We start from the raw sequence: 2,663 nt of genomic DNA, 5'->3' as shown, positions 1-2,663 counted from the left end.
CCTTACTCTCTACCAGTACCTTTTCACCCATTGGAATACCCCGTGATTTGGCTCATTCACAGCCTCCAGCAGTGCCGCAGCATGATCTTGATCCCAGAATGCATACCGGCTTTCTTCGTCCCAGTCTTTGGCAATCATCCAATATACGGCAAATTGAGTATCGGCTCTAATCTCCTCATTGAATTGAGGTCTAAGTCCCGCAGTTGACAACAGACTATAAAGATTGTGTGTGTAAATCGCTTTGATGAGCTCCTTGTCTGGAATCACGTTTGGCAGCATCTGCTTTGCTATGCAAGCCTTGAGCGCCAACTCGACAGCATAACCAGCAAGGTAGTAGGCCGATGAGAGACGATGGGCTTGAAGCAAGAACAGCGCGCCTTCCAATCGAACCTGCGCGAGTTTCTCAAGATCGCTCTTTGTCAGCATAGAGATCATCCCTGTATCTAGGCATCACAACAACAGTACTGATTAGCATGACACGTGGAGTTCTGGCTTCCTGCCGACCCGTGTGCATTTGACATTCATTCCCAATAAGCAAATGTTACTGCGGTCTTGGCCAAAATGCAAGAGCTCTGCAGTCCGCTTCGAGCGAATGTGAGAAGTGATGAGAAATGTCATCTAGGATGGTAACGGAGCCTCTTAGTTCTTGAACCATTTCCACTACCCATATATCGTTCAGCCGCGTTTCCGTCGCCGTTGTCACGGCAGCTAGCGCTCCACGACATGCAGACAGCATGATGAACCATGATATACTTGGCAGATGGAAACAGAGGGTGTTCCAAGCGTCAAACAAGAAACAGACGTATCAGACGTGAAAGGTCATCGGGAATCCCTCAACTTGCGAAGGCAATCAGGCAGTTCTAAAGGAGGAACACTAGCATGGCTGTGACGTACTATNNGGAGCCTCCAACTACCAGATCGTGGGCCTCGAAGCAGCCATATCGGGCATCACCGACGCTGTTCATGAAGCCCTGACAGCTGCGGGTCTTTCGCTACCGCAGATCGAGCGTGCCGTGTTCGGACTGTCCGGCATGGATCTACCTAAGGACCGCGAGATGCTTAGTGCAGCTCTGACCACCACATTCCCCGGGCTGATCTTCGACCTCGTCAATGATACGTGGATCATGCTCAAGGCAGGAAGCGACAAGGGCTGGGGGATTGCCCTGGTATGCGGCGGAGGCGCCAACGCATGTGCCTGCAGCCGCGAGGGAACCTGGGTCACACTCCGGAGTCTTGGCTACGAGAGCGGCCTGCGAGGCGGCGGACTGGACATGCTGAGAGACATCCTGCACTATGCGTTTCTTTCCCACGACGGGACAGGGCCGAAATCCGTGCTGGAGCAGGCGGTATTGAACGTGACCGGTGCACCCGACTATGATACGCTGCAACTCCTGTTCCTCGAGGCTGTACAAGACACGGCAGGGCACGGAGAGCTGCTGCATCGGGCTCTGGCCATCGTACCGCTGGTCTTCGACGGCGCGACGGCCGGCGACGAAGTATGCAGGCGTATCCTCATGCTACAGGCAGAGTCTCTGGCGGAGGGGATCACGGGGCTGGTCCACAAGATGGGCTTCGAGCATGAGGTCGTCGATGTCGTCCTGGGTGGCTCGGTCTTCGGGGGCGGCAATCCTGCTTTCATCGACAGGCTGACACTCCTGACTCATGAAGTCGCTCCACTCGCACGGCTGCAGCCGCCACTGCTCGACCCGGTCCTCGGCGCATACGTGATGGCGTTGCAGACAATGGGCAAGTTTGACGCGATGACCACCTATGCGGTTCTCGCCGGCCAGGTGGTCTAGCAAAAACAGGCGGGACTGCTACACTGCGAATATGCCTCTGTCCTGAGGCTGTGCTGACTCGACCGCGTCAACCCAGGACCGAGGCAATTTGTCTGGGTCTGAAGAAGATGGCTGAGGCGGCTGGAGTCGAACCAGCAATTCATGGCTCCAAAGGCCACTGTCCTACCATTAGACGACGCCCCAACATGCGGCTGTACTGCAGTATTCTAGTGCCGCCTCGGGGGGCTGTCAAGAAGAGCGAGGCGATGAATTGTCGACATTGACGAACGCCGATGAAGGTCCCTCCTCCCTGGGAAACGGGCAGCCGACGCTCGAACAGTCTGACGCCCTCAAGCTTGTCGCCATCGTCTCAATGACCATCGACCACGTGGGAGCCATTCTGCTGCCACAGGTGGGCTGGCTCCGCATCATCGGGCGCGTGGCTTTTCCGCTCTTCGCCTACCAGTTGGCCGCCGGATATCTGCACACGCACAACCTCTCCCGTTATGTGCTCAGGCTTGCCATCTGGGGTCTCATCGCCCAGCCGATCTACATGATCGCGTTCGGCGTGCGCCCGTGGACGCTCAATATCTTTGGCACACTGCTATTGGGACTGCTGGCTATCTGGGGATGGGATCATCGCCGGTGGTGGGCGGTCGTCCTTGCACTGAGCGTGGCCGCCATACAACTCTGGCTGCCGGCCGTTGGTCCGGATTATGGCCTCTATGGCGTTGTATTGTGTCTGACCAGCTTCGTTCTCTTTCAACACAGAGAGCAGCTCGCCATCGGACATGGACTCCTGCACGTGCTCGCCGGGATCCTGTTCTGGCCGTCCCAGGTGTACGCACTAGCCAGCATCCCATTCATCCTCTGGCCACCCCGGTT

2 protein-coding genes, 1 tRNA gene and 1 pseudogene are annotated in these 2,663 nt (G+C 56.6%); 2 read left to right on the top strand and 2 right to left on the bottom strand.

What is annotated here, in order from left to right; genetic code table 11:
• Positions 1–9 precede the first annotated feature (9 nt).
• Positions 10–426 carry a HEPN domain-containing protein gene (locus SMC5_RS00790; RefSeq protein WP_119086771.1) on the bottom strand — a complete coding sequence of 139 codons (417 nt, stop codon included), beginning with the start codon at positions 424–426 and terminating at the stop codon, positions 10–12.
• A gap of 482 nt (positions 427–908) precedes the next feature.
• On the opposite strand from SMC5_RS00790, the pseudogene SMC5_RS00785 reads away from it, so the two are divergent.
• Positions 909–1,799 (top strand): annotated as a pseudogene (locus SMC5_RS00785) (N-acetylglucosamine kinase); the annotation flags it as partial.
• A gap of 108 nt (positions 1,800–1,907) precedes the next feature.
• Here SMC5_RS00785 and SMC5_RS00780 read toward each other — a convergent pair.
• Positions 1,908–1,982, bottom strand: a tRNA-Gln gene (locus tag SMC5_RS00780).
• Between the two features lie 67 nt (positions 1,983–2,049).
• Between SMC5_RS00780 and SMC5_RS00775 the strand changes: the two genes are divergently transcribed.
• Positions 2,050–2,663: TraX family protein (locus SMC5_RS00775; RefSeq protein WP_207798930.1), on the top strand; the 614-nt coding region annotated here is incomplete at its 3' end.

Source organism: Candidatus Cryosericum odellii, assembly GCF_003570935.1.
Classification (GTDB): Bacteria; Caldisericota; Caldisericia; order Cryosericales; family Cryosericaceae; genus Cryosericum; species Cryosericum odellii.
The sequence above is the reverse complement of the archived record's forward strand: the minus strand, read 5'-3'. Positions and strand labels throughout refer to the sequence as shown.